The sequence below is a fragment of the Wolbachia endosymbiont of Tetranychus urticae genome (genome assembly GCF_046529255.1).
GTDB lineage: Bacteria > Pseudomonadota > Alphaproteobacteria > Rickettsiales > Anaplasmataceae > Wolbachia.
This window is the reverse complement of record NZ_CP114181.1, coordinates 903,830-920,768: the sequence shown is the minus strand read 5'-3', so window position 1 is coordinate 920,768 and position 16,939 is coordinate 903,830. Positions and strand designations below refer to the sequence as shown.

Here is a 16,939-nt window from a genome sequence, read left to right as displayed (position 1 = left end):
ATATTACCGCTCAGAATCGTGTTTCTTTTCAGCATTATAGAGCAAGTGTATAATTTCATCGTACGGTTTATCTTTGTTATGCCGTGATCTTAGTACAGCTACATCTCTTGGGTTTTTCCCATCTGTGTCTCTAATGTTAGGGTTTGCGCCTTTTTCTAACAAAAGTTTAATTATCTCTAAGTTACCTTTGTATGAAGCTGCATGTAATGCTGTCCATTTTTCATATTTTGCTGTGTTTATATCAGCTCCTTCCTCTATTAGAAATTTAACAACTTCCAAACATCCTGCACCTGATGCATAATGTAATGCTGTTAATTCGGGAATCTGTGTATTAATATCTAATAGATTATTTGCTGAAAATTTTACTACTTCTAGGCTACAGTTCTTAGAAGCAATCCGCAATATTGTTTTATAATTGTCTGTAGCTTTTGCCTTCATGTAGCAATAGGTAATAACAACACATATTATCATTGTTATATACCACCAAAAATGTATCTTATTTCTTGAGTCTCTATTCATATTTAATACTTTTTTCAACATTAAATATTTGTTTTACTTATTTTCTCTTAACGTTGATGCTGATAATACAGTGCGATAACCTGAACCATCTTATACCAATTCCCACTATGTAAAGAACAGATAGACAATAATGGGAAAGAAGTGATACTAGAGTAGATAAAATAGAGAGGTATAAATGGCATTAAGGTCAAAACTGTTAGACGAAAAAGTTGTAAATTTGGCGAAAGAAATGTTAAAAAAGGTCAGAAATAACGCATATGTTTCAAAAAAGTTACAAGCGGTGATAGCAGGAAAAGAAAGTAGTATAAGCGCTGTGGCAAGAATATGTAAAATTTCAAGGACTGCTTTGACTGAATGGATAAAGCATCTAAAATTTGGTAGAGAAGAAAAATTATTTTCCCCTTCTCAGCGGCGAAGAAAAAGCAAATTAAACAAAAATCAACGTGAGCAAATTGAAATATGGGTAGAAAGAAATCCAAATATTACTATTAAGGAAGTGCAAATAAAAATCTCAGAGGAATTTGGCCTAAACATTAGCAAATCAACAGTGCATCGTGAGATACAAAGGATGAAGTTTTCTTATATAACACCGAGGCCAATTCACCATAAACAAGATAAAAACAAGCAAGAAGAGTTTAAAAAATACTTCAATAAAATAATCAATTCCCACCCTGAAAAGGAGGTATTTTTTTGATGAATCACGATTTGGAACTCATTCAAAAATCGGACACGGATGGTTTAAAAAAGGGGTCAGAACGCAGGTTAAATGAAAATTGGTAGACAAAATTTCTATATCTACAGTGCGGTAAATCCAAGAAGTGGTAAGAAAATTAGCCTACTTGCTCCATATGTAAACACTGATTGTATGAATATATTTCTGGAGCAGATGTCGAAAGATTTAGGCACGAAAAAAGCCTTTCTTGTAATGGATTGTGCAGGCTGGCATAGATCAAAAAGTTTGAAAATTCAGAAAAACATTACCATTATATACTTGCCTCCTTATTCACCAGAACTGAATCCTGTTGAGAGGTTGTGGCAATATATCAAACACAATACTTTACGCAACAGAGTCTACGATACCATAGGCTTACTTGAAGATGTTCTGTGTAGTTTTATTGTCAGTATTTCCAGTGCTACTATTAAACGAGTTTGTAATGTTTCTTATTTGTTCGATTAGTAATGGAATTTGGTATTACATTATTAAAACTCGCTATATAGGGATTCTTTTGCCTTTTTTTACTTAGTAAATTTATTAATATTTATAGCTAAAGCTTCAGGCCAGCACTTGATGCTGAAATCTTTACTACAAATAAGCATATTGATACCAATTCCCGCTATACAAGCAACGAATAGAAAATAATGGAAAAAAGCCATACTGAAGTAAGTAAAATAGCGAGGTTTAGATGGCATTAAGATCAAAATTATTGGATGAAAAAGTGGTGAAATCAGCAAAAGAGATGCTGAAGAGAGTAAGAAATAATGCGTATGTTGCAAAAAAACTAAATGCTGTAATTGCAGCAAAAAAGCACAGTATAACAGCTGTAGCAAAAATATGTTGCATTTCGAGAAAGGCAATTACTACATGGATAAAGCACATAAAATTTGGAAGAGAAGAAAAATTATTTGCTCCACCTCAACGCCGTAGAAAAACTATATTGAACCAAAGTCAACTTGAACGAATTGAGTTGTGGATAGAGGAAAACCCCAATATTACTATTAGAGAAATGAGAATAAGAATCCAAGAAAGATTTGGTTTGAATATCAGCAAATCCGCAATACATCGTAATATGCAAAGAATGAAATTCTCATATATCACACCAAGACCAGTTCATAGTGGACAAGATAAAAACAAGCAAGAGGAGTTTAAAAAAAAACCTCAATGAAACTATTGTCATGCATTCTGAAAAAGAGCTATTTTTCTTCGATGAATCACGGTTTGGTACACATTCGAAAGTTGGACATGGGTGGTTTAAAAAAGGCAGTAGGACACAGGTTAAGGTAAAATTAGGTAGGGAAAATTTTTATCTCTATAGTGCAGTTAATCCTAGAAATGGAGAGAATTTTAGCTTATTTGCACCAAACGTCAACACTGATTGTATAAATATATTCCTTGAACAGATGTCGCAATATTTAGGAATACGAAAGGCTTTTCTCTTGATGGATTGCGCTAGTTGGCATAAGTCAAAAAATTTAAAGGCACCTAAAAATATCGAAATTATATACCTACCACCATACTCACCTGAACTCAATCCTGTTGAGAGGTTTTGGTTATATATAAAACAGAACATTTTACGCAATAAAATCTACGATACAATCGTTCTGCTTGAATGCGCTTTGTGTAAATTTATTACCTCTCTTTCCCCTTCCACGGTTAAACAACTCTGCTATGCTTCTTATTTGGTTCATTAATAATGAGAATTGGTATCAGAACTTACTGGAATCTCATACATAGATACAACTCCTATTGCAGTTTGCCATGCAAAAAGAATATCAAGAAATAAGGTTTTTGCTGGAATTGCAAAATTAAGCAAGAGTACATATGGCTGGTTTTTCGGCTTTAAACTACATTTGATAATTAACGAGAAAGGTGAAATTCAAGCTTTTACGCTTACAAGAGGTAATGTTGACGATAGAGAGCCTGTAGCAAACCTAACTAAGAAATTAACCGGTCTTTTGTTTGGTGATAAAGGCTATATTAAAAAAGAGCTTTTCCAAGAGTTGTTTAACCGCGGTTTGAAACTTGTTACCAAGGTGAAAAAGGGGATGAAAAACGCATTAATTTCACTACATGAAAAGATTTTGCTGAGAAAAAGGTCGATCATTGAGACGATTTTTGGCTACCTCAAAAATAGACTTGAAATTGAACATACTCGCCATAGATCTCCCGTTAATTTCTTGGTTCACATCTTTTCTACTCTCATTTCCTATTCCTTGAAATCCAAAAAGCCTTCCATTTCCTATACTTTCTTCCTTCCTTAATCCAGAATTAGCGTCATTAGCCATTCCCCTGAATAGATACAACAAATGTTGTATCTTTATCACTTCACATACATTATTCCATATACTATATGAACAACTAAAAAAAAAGACTTCAGTTAATTGACAATGAATCACATTATTTTGTCAAATGCGCTGCTATCGCCAGACCATAGCCTAGCTTGAGTGGCTGAGGAGGGATTTGAACCCCCGACCAAGAGATTATGATCCTCCTGCTCTACCACTGAGCTACTCAGCCTCATTAAAAACCTTGCTATATATATGATCTACATGCTTCGTATAATACTTCAAATCAAACAAAGATTCAAGTTTTTTAGAGTTAATAACTTCAAGTAAGGATTTATCTTGTTTCAGTTCGGCCAGAAAATCACTATTGTTTCGTTTCACTTTCATTGCATTGCTCTGAACAATTTTATACGCCTCTTCCCTCGCCAAACCACTATTTACCAACTCGAGTAATACTCGTTGTGAAAAAACCAAGCCTTTTGAAGAATTTAAGTTCTTTTCAATATTTTCCTTATTGATCACCAATTTATCTATCAAATCTGTTAATCGTACTAAAGCAAAATCCATTGCTATACAAGCATCAGGAGCAATGCACCTTTCCACAGACGAGTGCGATATATCTCGTTCGTGCCATAATGCAACATTTTCTAATGCAGGAAAAACGTAGCTGCGTACTAAGCGTGAGAGCCCAGTCAAATTCTCACTTAAAATAGGATTACACTTATGCGGCATAGCAGAACTTCCCTTCTGTCCAGTGGAAAAATATTCAGAGATTTCGCCGACTTCAGTTCTTTGCAAATGACGAATCTCAATTGCAATATTTTCTATTGAGCTTGCAATTACTCCCAAAATTGAAAAGAACATGGCATGTCTATCACGAGGGATGACTTGAGACGATATGGTTTCAGGTATGAGTCCCATTTCTTTCGCTATATACTCTTCAACAAATGGATTAATATTTGTAAAATTACCTACTGCACCTGATATTTTACAAATTGAGATCTCTTTTTGCGCGCTAATTAATCTCTGATAATTGCGTTTAAATTCAGCATAAAATCTAGCAAATTTTAATCCAAGAGTTATTGGTTCTGCATGCATTCCATGACTGCGCCCAACACAAACAATATCTTTATAGTCCTCAGCTTTTTTTTTCAATACTATAAGTAAATTTTTTAGATTCTTGAGTAAAATATCACATGACTCTTTCAACTGCACTGCAAAGCATGTATCTAAAACATCAGAACTTGTCATTCCGTAATGGAGATAACGAACATCAACTCCCGCTTTTTCAGCAATATATGTCAAAAAGGCTATAACATCATGTTTTACAATGGATTCAATTTCGTTAATACGCTCAATATCAAATTCAATAGCACCAGAGAGCTTTTCAGCAACATCATTTGGAATAACTTTTAATTTTGCTTGAGCTTCACATGCTAATTTTTCTATTTTGAGCCACATGTTGAACTTATTTTTTTCTTCCCAAATAGAAGAGATTTCTTTGCGGCTATAGCGTGGAATCATTTTTGATTTATTCCAATAATGGTGTCATTCCAGTGTCATGCACTGGAATGACACGAGGGGAGCACTGGGATGATACCAGCTTAGCAATGGAAGACATTTCTTTACGACTATAACAAGGAACCATCTTTGATCAGCTATCATCACCATCAGTAGCTTCTTTACTCGCATCTTGCTCTGCCTCTTGTTGCTCAGATTTCTGATTTTGCAACTTTGCTTGCCTTGATTCATGTGCATCTTTCTCAGATCTGACAACGTATATAGTAATTGGCACTATCACTTTACTATGTAATTCTATATTCACTTGATACTCGCCCAAATTTTTGATGCTTATTCCACCCAAAGATAAACTATGATGACTTATATCATATCCTTCTTGTAATAAAGTTCTTGCAATTTCACGTGTGGTTACAGAGCCAAAAATCTTTCCATCCTCTGAAGCTTGCTTTATTAATATAATAAATATATCATGCAGTGATGATGCAAGCACTTTTGCTGCATTTAATTTTTTGGTATTTTCTTCTTCCAATAATAAACGCTGTTCCTCTAACTTTATTAAATTTTCCTTAGTGGCTTTCATCGCCTTTTTTTGTGGAAAAAGAAAATTACGTGCATAACCTGGCTTAACTTTGACAACTTCACCAAGCTTACCTAAAGTTGTTATATTTTCCTTTAAAATTATTAACATAAATTACCTAACTTTTTTAGTACAGTAAGGAGCAAGAGCTAAAAAGCGTGCTCTTATAATTGCTAAGCGCAACTTTCTTTGTTTTCTTGCGCACACACCTGTTAACCTTCTAGGTAATATTCTACCATAGTCAGAGGTGAATTTGGACAATAAATCTATATTCTTATAGTCTATGTCCTCATCTTTAGATGCAGCAAGAGGACAGACCTTAGGACGCCTAAAGCCAGTTCTGTTATTTACAGACACGTAAGAATTATTAAAACTATTTCGTCTTTTCATCATTATGCACTTTTCTCCTCAATTTGTTTATCCATCATGTAAGATTTACCTTTAAAAAACTCATTAACCCGTACAGACAAGTGGCGAATAATATTCTCATTCAGTTTTACTCTACGCTCAAATTCATCCATAATGCTTGAAGTAAAACTTATACACATCATACAGTAATGACCACTTTTCATCTTATTTATTGGGTATGCAAAATCTAATAGACCCCAATATTCATATTTTATCAATCCTGAAGCTTCAATATTTTTCAAAAGCACTTCCAGCGTTTTATTCAATTGATTTGAGTCTACTATTTTAAAACTTTTTAAAACCTCTTGAAGGGGCTTTATTAGATGTTGTGAAATATTTTCCTTGAAAGCATTTACTACATTATAGATAAATGCACTTTTAGTGTTAGCTCCTGGAAGGTCCATAAAATTTTGTTTTATTCCCGTATCACTTAGTTCATTTTTCAATTCTTTATCGATTCTTGACTTTATTTCTTTTAAATTTGAAAAATCTTCTTCCAATTCAACCCACAAAATTTTTGTCAGAGTTTCCAAAAAATCAGAGTAAACAATCAGACTTTTTTTAACGCTTTCGGTACTTGCCTCTAGCTCTCGTTTTGTAACTGTGCTATGTTCTCTTTCTATGAGACCTTTAACCTCCTGAGAAATAACATCTGCTTTAATATTTTTCAACAAAATAGCCAATTCTTGGACCATTTCTTCTACTTCTTGCTGCAATAAGTTCGGTTGTGCTATAAAAGTAAATTCATAGAGATTCACTATATCTTCCTTTAATATCAATTAAACACTTTAATTATATAAAACTTTTTTATATAAGCAAGTTGTTTGTATTAATTTCTACGTCTTCAATCCAACTTAAGTGAGATATTTCATAAATAGCTTTGGGGGTGATTGAATATGTACCTGGCAACAAGATGCTGACTTTATGTTTTTCGAGAAGAAACTTTAGCATTATTTTGGTTTTGCCTCCATTTTTCAACACTGCATTCAACTCCTCAGCAACTTTTTGCGAGTCTGAACATACAGCAGTTAAAACTAATCCTTTCATTAGAGAAGTAACCTTTTCTGTAAATTCAGATATGTCCTTTCCTGATAGTCTCGTTGTGTTTTCTGAAATTTCAAGATCAATTATCACAAATGCTCCAGGTGAAAATAGATTCCTTTTTTCTTCTATTATTTCATTATTGTAGAATGCTATTTCAGAAACATTGTGGGGATCAGAAAGTGTTAGGATAACAAATCTTCCACGTTCTGAGGTTCTCATACGCACATTTAATATTACACCAGCAGTTTTTATCGTTTTACTCTCTCCGATAAACCCAATATTTAATTTTTTCAAGAGAGTTCTAAACTTTTCAAGTGGATGATTAGTTAAGTAAAATCCCAATGAAAATAACTCATGCTCTAATTTTTCCTCTTCATTAAAATCTTCCACGTTCTCAAGTTTTGGCTTCAGAATATCAAGATTACCAAATAAAGCAGCTTGATTTGACTGCCTATTTTTATTTGCAAAGTAAATCAATGTGTCTATTGACTCGTATAACTGCTTTCTATTTTTGTGCACACTATCGAATGTTCCAGATTTAATTAAACTTTCTAATGCCCTTTTATTTATTATATGCCCCAAATTTTGAATGAATTCCCATATGTCCTTATAAGAACTTGAGCGTGCATTTACTATTCCTTCTGCTATAGCAAAACCAACATTACGCAAAGCAGCAATTCCGTAGTGTATGTGCTCACCCTCTATTGAAAATTCAGCCTTAGATTTGCTGATATCAGGCGAAAGAACAGCAACTCCACTGAATTTTGCAGCATGATAAAACAAATTCAGTTTGTCTCTATCATCAATGTTGAGATTCATCAAGGCCGTAAAAAATTCTAGCGGGTAGTTAGCCTTAAGGTAAGCTGTTTGGTAAGATATAATCGCATATGCTGCAGCGTGGGATTTATTAAATCCATAACCAGCAAATTTTGCAACAAGATCAAAAATATAACTTGCCCTGTCGTAATCAACACCGTTTTTTGTTGCTCCTTGAACAAAAAGTTCACGTTGTTTATCCATCTCTGCCTTAATTTTCTTACCCATGGCGCGTCTGAGTAAATCCGCCTCTGCTAAGCTATATCCAGAGAGAATACGCGCTATTTCCATTACCTGTTCTTGGTAGATTATTACTCCGAATGTTTCTTTTAACACCTCCTCAAGCAATGGATGAATGTAATCCGGCTTTTCAAGTCCATGCTTTCTTGCAACATAAGTTGGAATGTTATCCATAGGCCCTGGGCGATAAAGAGAAATTAAAGCGATGATATCTTCAATGCAGTCTGGCTTTAGTTTGATTAAAGCTTCTCTCATTCCCGAACTTTCAAGCTGAAACACTCCGATTGAATCACCTCTTGAGAGCATTTCATAGGTTCTTTGATCAATCAAAGAAACCGAGGAAATATCAAATTTTTTTTCATCACGATTAATTAAACGACATACATGATCTATTAGTGTTAGCGTACCAAGTCCAAGAAAATCAAATTTTATTAACCCAGCTTTCTCTACATATTTCATGCTGTATTGAGTGATTGGCAGAGCCGAATTTGGATCATAATAGACGGGAACAAAATTTTCTAATTTTTGATCGCATATTACAATTCCAGCAGCATGAGTTGAAACGTGACGATATATTCCTTCGAGCTTTAGAGATATATCAAGAAGTTTGGCAATTACTTCATCACTATCCCTTTCTTTCTGAAGATTTTGATCAAACTCTATCGCTTGCGATAAAGTTACAGGATTTACTGGATTAAATGGAACCATTTTAGATATTTTATCCACTTGAGAGTAAGGCATTTGCAATACTCTACCAACATCACGCAATACTGCCCTTGCTTGCAATTTTCCAAAAGTGATTATTTGAGCAACATAACCGTACTTTTTCTGAACATAATCAATAACCAGGTCCCTTTTCTCTTGGCAGAAATCGATATCAAAGTCAGGCATCGATACACGATCAGGATTTAAAAATCTTTCAAAGATCAGACCAAACTTTATTGGATCAAGATCTGTAATTTGTAAGCTCCAAGCAACAATCGATCCAGCACCAGAACCTCTTCCCGGTCCAACTGGAATGCCATTTGCTTTGCTCCAACGAATGAAATCAGAAACTATCAAAAAGTAGCCAGCGTAGTTCATCGAAGTTATTACGCTTAGTTCGTAATTCAGCCGATCGTAGTATTGTTTAAGGTCTATGTCCGTTTCATTTGCAATGCGGAATTCTAATCCTGCAATTGCCTGCTCCCTCAGTTCTTCATTCTCAGTTTTATTTTCTCGACAAGGAAATTTAGGCAAGATAGGCTGCCTGCTTCTTGGCATATAAGAGCACCGCTTAGCTATCACTGAAGTGTTATGAATTGCTTCGGGAATGTCGCTGAACAGTTCCTCCATTTCTGCTACAGATTTGAAGTAATGCTCGGTAGTTAACTTCTTTCTGTTATTCTCCAGGGCATAACTGCCCTCCGATATGCACGTTAATATATCATAAGCTTCATAATCAGATCTATTTGAAAAAAACACATCATTCGTTGCAACTAGTGGTATATTGCGCTGATAAGCAAAATCTATTAAAGCTTCTTCAAGCTCTAGCTCTTTATTCAGCCCATGACGCTGCAATTCAACATATAAATGACCATCGAATGCTGAGAGCAGTCTTTTTATCGTTTCTTTATCTTGCTTCAATAACAGTTGAGCCAATATGCCGTCATATCCACCAGTTAAGGCGATTAGGCCTGAACTTAAATTTAATAGCTCATCAAAATCAACGTAAGGAATATCGCTGTTATTCTTGCGCTTTTTAAAAGACTCACTCACCAAGGTGACTAAATTAGTGTACCCTTGTTCATTTTTTGCAAGTAGGAGTATTGATAAATTTTGTTCTAAGTGTCGAACGATAATATTGCATCCTATTATTAGCTGTATTCCCCTACTTGCTGCATATTCTGCAAATTCAAGTGAGCCAAATAAGTTACCTGAGTCAGTAACTGCAACTGCCGGCATTTTGTTCTGCAAACAAAGACCAATCAGCTCCTCAATTTTAACCGAACTCTCAAGCAGAGAATAAACGCTATGAACACGCAAGTGTATGAACATAAAAAACTTTAGATTAGCAATAAAAGGATAACATTAATTTGCTCGTAGGGATATGAAAAGGTCTAACACTGAAATAACACCAAAGAGGCTATTTGAATCTAATTTACTATTCACAATCCCGGTTATTATACCAATTCCCGCTATACAAGCAACGAATAGAAAATAATGGAAAAAAGCCATACTGAAGTAAGTAAAATAGCGAGGTTTAGATGGCATTAAGATCAAAATTATTGGATGAAAAAGTGGTGAAATCAGCAAAAGAGATGCTGAAGAGAGTAAGAAATAATGCGTATGTTGCAAAAAAACTAAATGCTGTAATTGCAGCAAAAAAGCACAGTATAACAGCTGTAGCAAAAATATGTTGCATTTCGAGAAAGGCAATTACTACATGGATAAAGCACATAAAATTTGGAAGAGAAGAAAAATTATTTGCTCCACCTCAACGCCGTAGAAAAACTATATTGAACCAAAGTCAACTTGAACGAATTGAGTTGTGGATAGAGGAAAACCCCAATATTACTATTAGAGAAATGAGAATAAGAATCCAAGAAAGATTTGGTTTGAATATCAGCAAATCCGCAATACATCGTAATATGCAAAGAATGAAATTCTCATATATCACACCAAGACCAGTTCATAGTGGACAAGATAAAAACAAGCAAGAGGAGTTTTAAAAAAAACCTCAATGAAACTATTGTCATGCATTCTGAAAAAGAGCTATTTTTCTTCGATGAATCACGGTTTGGTACACATTCGAAAGTTGGACATGGGTGGTTTAAAAAAGGCAGTAGGACACAGGTTAAGGTAAAATTAGGTAGGGAAAATTTTTATCTCTATAGTGCAGTTAATCCTAGAAATGGAGAGAATTTTAGCTTATTTGCACCAAACGTCAACACTGATTGTATAAATATATTCCTTGAACAGATGTCGCAATATTTAGGAATACGAAAGGCTTTTCTCTTGATGGATTGCGCTAGTTGGCATAAGTCAAAAAGTTTAAAGGCACCTAAAAATATCGAAATTATATACCTACCACCATACTCACCTGAACTCAATCCTGTTGAGAGGTTTTGGTTATATATAAAACAGAACATTTTACGCAATAAAATCTACGATACAATTGTTCTGCTTGAATGCGCTTTGTGTAAATTTATTACCTCTCTTTCCCCTTCCACGGTTAAACAACTCTGCTATGCTTCTTATTTGGTTCATTAATAATGAGAATTGGTATTAGCTTGTTTTAATTGACTTTTTATCATAATCATGTAATAATTAAACATATCGTTTGATATTGAAGGTAAAATCATGGCAGGAGAATATGAATCACTGGAAACAGTACTGGGTAAGATTGAGGTTAAGAAAGATTTAAATCAAGATAATATAATTGAGAAAATAAAAACAGAACTAGAGGAACAGGATCAAGGTCTATATAAAGATTGGGAGGAAGGTAAATTTGATGTAAATTATGTATTTTCTCTCTCCTTCTGTATTGAGTGTACGTTATTAACGATAGCTGCTGAGAATGGTTACACAAATATAGTAAATGTTTTACTAGAAAAAAGAGCAGATGTTAATCGGAAAAATTGGTGTGATATGACTCCTTTGCATTTAGCTGCTGAGAATGGTCACGTAGATGTAGTAAAGGTTTTACTCGAAAAAGGAGCAGATGTTAATCGGAAAAATTTGGTTGATATTACTCCTTTGCATTTAGCTGCTGAGAATGGTCACGAAAAGACAGTAGAGTTTTTACTAGCAAAAGGAGCAAATGTTAATGAGAAAGGTTACCACGATATGACTCCTTTGCATTTCGCTGCTTTTATTGTTCACAAAAAGACAGTAGAGGTTTAATCCAAGAAGGAGCAGATGTTAACGCAGCAAATCAATATGGAGAGACCCCTTTAGATTATGCTAAGAGTCAAGACGTAGTAAAAGCTCTATTAGACGCAGGAGGAGGTTCTTTTGTGAAAGCACGTAATAAGGCAATGATTGCTGGTAGAGTAACTACATTATTAGGCACTGCTATAGCAGTGGCACTTTTTACAACTGGAACAATTACAGCTCAGTTGATACCTATCGTTATAGCAGTGGTTGCAGTTACAGCAGCAGCACTGGTAGTTGGTTGTGCTACATATGAATTACTAAAGCCTAGTACTAAAGTTGATGGAGCAGAGAAACCATCTGCTGCCTTAATAAATGGACAGCAGGGAGTTACTAGCATTCCTTCATAGTAGAGCACGTGACGCAGGTTCCTGGATCCCAGTGTCTGGGCACTGGGATGACAAGGGGGGATACTAGGATGACAACGAAGGTACTGGAATGAAAGGAGTATTAGATAAAGCTACTTGTATAACTGTTGCACATCCATAAACTCCTTCTCGTTTTGAATGCTGATGATAGTGTGAGTGTTGAAAGGTAAAGGGTCATTTATATGTCCATGACCTACTCCTTTCATTGTAAATACTGGAAAGTTGACACTTTTTGCAAACCTTTCTTTTACAATTTCAACAAGATTATCATTATAACAGTTAACAAAGTCACCGAATATTACTGCATCTACTCCATCAAAAATATGAGCTTGTTTTAGGTGATCTAGACTGCGCTCAATTGAATATGGATAAACTTTTATGTCTTCTAAAAATAGAATTTTGTTTTTTGCGTTTATTTGCCAAGTAGTTCCTATGCTATTTTCAACCAAAGTCATATTACCACCGATGATTTTAGACTCTAATCTGCCATTTTTTAGTCTAACTCCATTATTTATCATCTTTAAGTTGTCAAATCTGATAGAGTTGCGTTGGTTAAGAATTAATTCTTTTAATTTTTTAACAGAGCTTTCAGCAACAGAGTTATTTACTATCATTTCCAACATGGTACCGTGAAGAGTTTGCCAGTCATATTTAACTTGCAGATAAATATGTAAAGCAGTGATATCACTATAGCCTATAAGAATTTTTTTGTTTTGAGCAATTCTTTCTTTTTTATCATTGGGCAGCTTTTCTAGGTAAGGAATTAGCCGAGAAGCCCCTTCTCCTCCTCTGATACACCAAATTATTTTGCTATCATCAGTGAGCGCATTAACCAAATCATTCGCTCTAAACTCATCGGAGTTAGAATAAAATGGGTTGTCATTACTGTATATTTTCTCCGAAATATGGGGATTAAAATCCAAAGTTTTTACGTATTCCCTTATAGTAGGCAGATCTGATTCTTTTCCTTTCGAAGAAGGAGCAATAATATCAACTTGATTTGCAGGATTAGTGAGTAAAAGGCATAGAAAATAAAGAATAAAGGAATACATTAAAATATCTTATGAAACTCTTGCTTTAATATATCATCTAATTCGCAAAGAGAAACTTTTACTCCTAGTTTTTCCATTGATGTAACGCCGTAATCTTTTAGTCCACAAGGAATAATACCCTTATAGTGGGAAAGGTTTGGAGAGACATTAAGTGCTATGCCATGATAAGTTACCCATTTTCTCAAGCGAATGCCAAAAGCTGCTATTTTTTCTTCTACTCCATTATTATTCACCCAGATACCTATTCTATCTTCTTTGAATTCTCCGAGTATATTAAAGTGCTTTAAAACATTTATGATCCAATTACTTAGGTCCCTGATATACAGCTTGATGTCACATTTGTTTCTTTTTTTGAGGTTTAGCATTAAGTATATAATGCGCTGCCCTGGACCGTGATATGTATATTTACCGCCCCTGCCTGTTTTGTATATGGGAAATAATTTTTCAATAATGTCATCATCTGTTGCACCGATTCCTGCAGTATAAAGTGGAGGGTGCTGGAGTAGCCATACTAACTCATCAGATAAATTATTGTGAATTTGTTGAATTTTTGCTTCCATGAATTTCACAGAATGGTTACAATCAGTAAATTGGTTAGAGATTAGCCATTCTGTCATATTCAATTTCTTTTATTTAATTTTATAATACTTACTTGCTTTTTAAGCAAGTTTAGGCTTTTGGTAAGCTTTTAAAGCGTTCCATATAAAGCTATATAAGGCTTTGTAACAAAAAAGGGAAGCTATCGCCTAATGATGAAGAATTTGACATATGTTGCTAGATACGCTAATATTTTTAATAAATACTTAATATTCATGTTAAATTAAAATATTTTGGTTAATTTTATAGGGGAATTTTATATTAGGTACAACACAAGAAAATCAAAATGAATTGAGTCAGTTTAATCAAGAACAATGGGATCAATTCGTAAAAGACTTGATTAAAAAGGAAAAGGAAGATTTAGAAGTATAGTATTTCCTAAAGTAAATGATAAAGGTATAATAAAGTATTTGAGTTATAATGGCATATAGTGTGGATTTAAGGGAAAAGGCAGTATTGATGATAGAAAAAGGGAAGGCAAAGGTTGAGATAGCAGAGCTCATGGAGATAGGAATAGCAACGCTGTACCGCTGGTTAAAAAAGAAAGCTGCTGGTGAAAGCCTAAAGCCATCTAAAACGGTAGCTTTATTCGAAAAATAGACCCAAAAATACTCGAAGAATATGTTACAAAGAATCCAGATCATACTCTGGCAGAGATGAAACAAAATCTTGGATTTGGAATAAATTCAATTTGGTATAGACTAAAACAGCTAAAAATTACTTTAAAAAAAAGTCACACTATATCAAGAGCGCAATCAAGAAGATAGGCAGCAATTTATTGATAAAATCTCAAAAATAGACCATTCCAGCATCTTATACCAATTCCCACTATGTAAAGAACAGATAGACAATAATGGGAAAGAAGTGATACTAGAGTAGATAAAATAGAGAGGTATAAATGGCATTAAGGTCAAAACTGTTAGACGAAAAAGTTGTAAATTTGGCGAAAGAAATGTTAAAAAAGGTCAGAAATAACGCATATGTTTCAAAAAAGTTACAAGCGGTGATAGCAGGAAAAGAAAGTAGTATAAGCGCTGTGGCAAGAATATGTAAAATTTCAAGGACTGCTTTGACTGAATGGATAAAGCATCTAAAATTTGGAAGAGAAGAAAAATTATTTTCCCCTTCTCAGCGGCGAAGAAAAAGCAAATTAAACAAAAATCAACGTGAGCAAATTGAAATATGGGTAGAAAGAAATCCAAATATTACTATTAAGGAAGTGCAAATAAAAATCTCAGAGGAATTTGGCCTAAACATTAGCAAATCAACAGTGCATCGTGAGATACAAAGGATGAAGTTTTCTTATATAACACCGAGGCCAATTCACCATAAACAAGATAAAAACAAGCAAGAAGAGTTTAAAAAATACTTCAATAAAATAGTCAATTCCCACCCTGAAAAGGAGGTATTTTTTTGATGAATCACGATTTGGAACTCATTCAAAAATCGGACACGGATGGTTTAAAAAAGGGGTCAGAACGCAGGTTAAATGAAAATTGGTAGACAAAATTTCTATATCTACAGTGCGGTAAATCCAAGAAGTGGTAAGAAAATTAGCCTACTTGCTCCATATGTAAACACTGATTGTATGAATATATTTCTGGAGCAGATGTCGAAAGATTTAGGCACGAAAAAAGCCTTTCTTGTAATGGATTGTGCAGGCTGGCATAGATCAAAAAGTTTGAAAATTCAGAAAAACATTACCATTATATACTCGCCTCCTTATTCACCAGAACTGAATCCTGTTGAGAGGTTGTGGCAATATATCAAACACAATACTTTACGCAACAGAGTCTACGATACCATAGGCTTACTTGAAGATGTTCTGTGTAATTTTATTGTCAGTATTTCCAGTGCTACTATTAAACGAGTTTGTAATGTTTCTTATTTGTTCGATTAGTAATGGAATTTGGTATAACACGAAGAATCCTCCTTGTACATTTGGAACGCTAATTCTGGATTAAGGAAGGAAGAAAGTATAGGAAATGGAAGGCTTTTTGGATTTCAAGGAATAGGAAATGAGAGTAGAAAAGATGTGAACCAAGAAATTAACGGGAGATCTATGGCGAGTATGTTCAATTTCAAGTCTATTTTTGAGGTAGCCAAAAATCGTCTCAATGATCGACCTTTTTCTCAGCAAAATCTTTTCATGTAGTGAAATTAATGCGTTTTTCATCCCCTTTTTCACCTTGGTAACAAGTTTCAAACCGCGGTTAAACAACTCTTGGAAAAGCTCTTTTTTAATATAGCCTTTATCACCAAACAAAAGACCGGTTAATTTCTTAGTTAGGTTTGCTACAGGCTCTCTATCGTCAACATTACCTCTTGTAAGCGTAAAAGCTTGAATTTCACCTTTCTCGTTAATTATCAAATGTAGTTTAAAGCCGAAAAACCAGCCATATGTACTCTTGCTTAATTTTGCAATTCCAGCAAAAACCTTATTTCTTGATATTCTTTTTGCATGGCAAACTGCAATAGGAGTTGTATCTATGTATGAGATTCCAGTAAGTTCTGACCATCCGCAAAGGCACTGTAATAGCATGGCTAAATGCCACAAAACCCTGGGCTTTAGAGCAACAAACCTAGTGTATGAAGGCAACTTCGAAAACTCTGTTTGTAGAGCAATGTTAGGTAATGCAGGTAGAAAGCCTTAAAATTTTCACAGGGAGATTGCTGATACAGGAGGATTATTGTGATAATTTCCGAATGTGTAATTTCTGGCACTCTTGTGGGTTTTTACCGTTTGGCAGTAGTTTATCTGCAAAATTTTTCTCTATATCTCTGCAAAAATCATCGACCAGACAAAACAGTTTTGTTATATCTTCCATGGGTAACCTCATCTATTTTTTTTCTATTTGTTGAGTTTACCCTACTGTCCT

The 16,939-nt window shown here is 34.3% G+C and carries 14 protein-coding genes, 1 tRNA gene and 4 pseudogenes; 9 read left to right on the top strand and 10 right to left on the bottom strand.

The annotated features are described in order from the left end of the window. Positions 1–3: 3 nt before the first annotated feature. On the bottom strand, positions 4–540 hold the full coding sequence (locus O1Q06_RS04815) for an ankyrin repeat domain-containing protein (RefSeq protein ID WP_410542256.1): 537 nt from the start codon (positions 538–540) through the stop codon (positions 4–6). A gap of 154 nt (positions 541–694) precedes the next feature. Here O1Q06_RS04815 and O1Q06_RS04810 point away from each other — a divergent pair. From O1Q06_RS04810 to O1Q06_RS04800, 3 genes and pseudogenes are all read left to right on the top strand, one after another. Further along, positions 695–1,696: pseudogene (locus O1Q06_RS04810) on the top strand (IS630-like element ISWpi10 family transposase). Positions 1,697–1,922: 226 nt separating this feature from the next. Then, positions 1,923–2,928, top strand: a protein-coding gene (locus O1Q06_RS04805; protein WP_410542255.1) for an IS630 family transposase whose coding sequence is annotated in 2 segments (ribosomal slippage) — positions 1,923–2,384 and positions 2,386–2,928 — 1,005 coding nt in all. Because the reading frame shifts where the segments join, the coding sequence is not laid out codon by codon here. A 15-nt stretch (positions 2,929–2,943) separates the two neighbouring features. Continuing rightward, positions 2,944–3,498: pseudogene (locus tag O1Q06_RS04800) on the top strand (IS982 family transposase); the annotation flags it as partial. A gap of 184 nt (positions 3,499–3,682) precedes the next feature. On the opposite strand, the gene O1Q06_RS04795 reads toward O1Q06_RS04800, so the two are convergent. The 6 genes from O1Q06_RS04795 to dnaE form a co-directional block, all read right to left on the bottom strand. Continuing rightward, positions 3,683–3,754 (bottom strand) — tRNA-Met (locus O1Q06_RS04795). Beyond that, the gene (gene purB / locus O1Q06_RS04790) at positions 3,745–5,046 is read right to left on the bottom strand and encodes an adenylosuccinate lyase (protein ID WP_410542254.1); all 1,302 of its coding nucleotides are present in this window, start codon (positions 5,044–5,046) and stop codon (positions 3,745–3,747) included. The genes O1Q06_RS04795 and purB overlap by 10 nt, the downstream gene beginning before the upstream one ends. Before the next feature lie 130 nt (positions 5,047–5,176). After that, positions 5,177–5,731 (bottom strand): 50S ribosomal protein L9, encoded by a 555-nt coding sequence (gene rplI, locus O1Q06_RS04785; protein ID WP_410542253.1) that lies wholly within the window; start codon positions 5,729–5,731, stop codon positions 5,177–5,179. A gap of 3 nt (positions 5,732–5,734) precedes the next feature. Further along, positions 5,735–6,013 carry a 30S ribosomal protein S18 gene (rpsR, locus tag O1Q06_RS04780; protein WP_015587948.1) on the bottom strand — a complete coding sequence of 93 codons (279 nt, stop codon included), beginning with the start codon at positions 6,011–6,013 and terminating at the stop codon, positions 5,735–5,737. After that, complete coding sequence (gene rpsF, locus O1Q06_RS04775) at positions 6,013–6,786, bottom strand: 30S ribosomal protein S6 (protein WP_410543157.1); 774 nt, start codon at positions 6,784–6,786, stop codon at positions 6,013–6,015. The genes rpsR and rpsF overlap by 1 nt, the downstream gene beginning before the upstream one ends. Positions 6,787–6,835: 49 nt before the next feature. Continuing rightward, the gene (dnaE, locus tag O1Q06_RS04770; RefSeq protein WP_410542252.1) at positions 6,836–10,165 is read right to left on the bottom strand and encodes a DNA polymerase III subunit alpha; all 3,330 of its coding nucleotides are present in this window, start codon (positions 10,163–10,165) and stop codon (positions 6,836–6,838) included. Between the two features lie 209 nt (positions 10,166–10,374). Here dnaE and O1Q06_RS04765 point away from each other — a divergent pair. From O1Q06_RS04765 to O1Q06_RS04755, 3 genes are all read left to right on the top strand, one after another. Next, a protein-coding gene (locus tag O1Q06_RS04765; RefSeq protein WP_410542251.1) for an IS630 family transposase occupies positions 10,375–11,380 on the top strand; the annotation gives its coding sequence in 2 pieces (ribosomal slippage) (positions 10,375–10,833 and positions 10,835–11,380; 1,005 coding nt in all). 90 nt (positions 11,381–11,470) lie between these two features. Continuing rightward, positions 11,471–12,013 carry an ankyrin repeat domain-containing protein gene (locus O1Q06_RS04760; protein ID WP_410542250.1) on the top strand — a complete coding sequence of 181 codons (543 nt, stop codon included), beginning with the start codon at positions 11,471–11,473 and terminating at the stop codon, positions 12,011–12,013. A gap of 113 nt (positions 12,014–12,126) precedes the next feature. Then, positions 12,127–12,393 carry a hypothetical protein gene (locus O1Q06_RS04755; RefSeq protein WP_410542249.1) on the top strand — a complete coding sequence of 89 codons (267 nt, stop codon included), beginning with the start codon at positions 12,127–12,129 and terminating at the stop codon, positions 12,391–12,393. A 110-nt stretch (positions 12,394–12,503) separates the two neighbouring features. Here O1Q06_RS04755 and O1Q06_RS04750 read toward each other — a convergent pair whose 3' ends face one another. Together O1Q06_RS04750 and lipB are read right to left on the bottom strand one after the other, a co-directional pair. Then, positions 12,504–13,463, bottom strand: a complete 960-nt coding sequence (locus O1Q06_RS04750) for an LD-carboxypeptidase (RefSeq protein WP_410542248.1) — start codon at positions 13,461–13,463, stop codon at positions 12,504–12,506. Further along, the gene (gene lipB, locus O1Q06_RS04745) at positions 13,463–14,080 is read right to left on the bottom strand and encodes a lipoyl(octanoyl) transferase LipB (RefSeq protein ID WP_410542247.1); all 618 of its coding nucleotides are present in this window, start codon (positions 14,078–14,080) and stop codon (positions 13,463–13,465) included. The genes O1Q06_RS04750 and lipB overlap by 1 nt, the downstream gene beginning before the upstream one ends. A gap of 400 nt (positions 14,081–14,480) precedes the next feature. Between lipB and O1Q06_RS04740 the strand changes: the two genes are divergently transcribed. The 3 genes and pseudogenes from O1Q06_RS04740 to O1Q06_RS04730 all read left to right on the top strand — a co-directional run bounded on the left by O1Q06_RS04740 (position 14,481) and on the right by O1Q06_RS04730 (position 15,960). Beyond that, complete coding sequence (locus tag O1Q06_RS04740) at positions 14,481–14,660, top strand: IS630 transposase-related protein (RefSeq protein ID WP_410542246.1); 180 nt, start codon at positions 14,481–14,483, stop codon at positions 14,658–14,660. Beyond that, the gene (locus O1Q06_RS04735; RefSeq protein ID WP_319606739.1) at positions 14,648–14,827 is read left to right on the top strand and encodes an IS630 transposase-related protein; all 180 of its coding nucleotides are present in this window, start codon (positions 14,648–14,650) and stop codon (positions 14,825–14,827) included. The genes O1Q06_RS04740 and O1Q06_RS04735 overlap by 13 nt, the downstream gene beginning before the upstream one ends. 131 nt (positions 14,828–14,958) lie before the next feature. After that, positions 14,959–15,960 (top strand): annotated as a pseudogene (locus O1Q06_RS04730) (IS630-like element ISWpi10 family transposase). A 60-nt stretch (positions 15,961–16,020) separates the two neighbouring features. Here the strand turns inward: O1Q06_RS04730 and O1Q06_RS04725 are convergent. Next, positions 16,021–16,888: pseudogene (locus O1Q06_RS04725) on the bottom strand (IS982 family transposase). Between the last annotated feature and the right edge of the window lie 51 nt (positions 16,889–16,939).